This is a genomic window from Mesorhizobium sp. M1D.F.Ca.ET.231.01.1.1 (assembly GCF_003999155.2).
Taxonomy (GTDB): Bacteria; Pseudomonadota; Alphaproteobacteria; order Rhizobiales; family Rhizobiaceae; genus Mesorhizobium.
Window position 1 is genome coordinate 1 of record NZ_RZOZ02000077.1, and the last position, 405, is coordinate 405.

1 protein-coding gene is annotated in these 405 nt (G+C 67.4%); it reads left to right on the forward strand.

The features are described from left to right. On the forward strand, window positions 1-405 hold a 405-nt coding region (locus tag EN874_RS32355), incomplete at both ends, for a transposase (protein ID WP_135884718.1).

A 405-nucleotide genomic window follows, 5' to 3' on the forward strand; every position in this document is an offset into this window, starting at 1 on the left:
AGGGCCATGGCGTCGAGCTTGCCGTCATGGAGGCCAGCGGCGGCGGCGAGCGGCTGGCGTTCCTGCTGCTGTGGGAGCTGAGCCTGCCTTGCGCTCTCGTCAATGCGCGCAACGTACGCCGTTTTGCAGAGGCGATGGGCTTCCTGGAAAAGACCGACAGGATCGATGCCGCCATGATCGTCGGCTACGCACAGGCCAAGCGCGTACAAGCGACGCCGCCGCCGAGCGCGGCCGAGCAGCGTCTCAAGGCCTTGGTGGCGCGGCTCGGTCAGGTCACCGGCGATCTCACCATCCAGAAGCAGCGCAAGTGCGCTGCCGCCAACGCCGAGATCATCGCCAGCCTCGATGAGGTGATGGCGCTGCTTGTGCGCCAGAGCCGCAGGCTGGAGGGTGAGATCGCGTCGC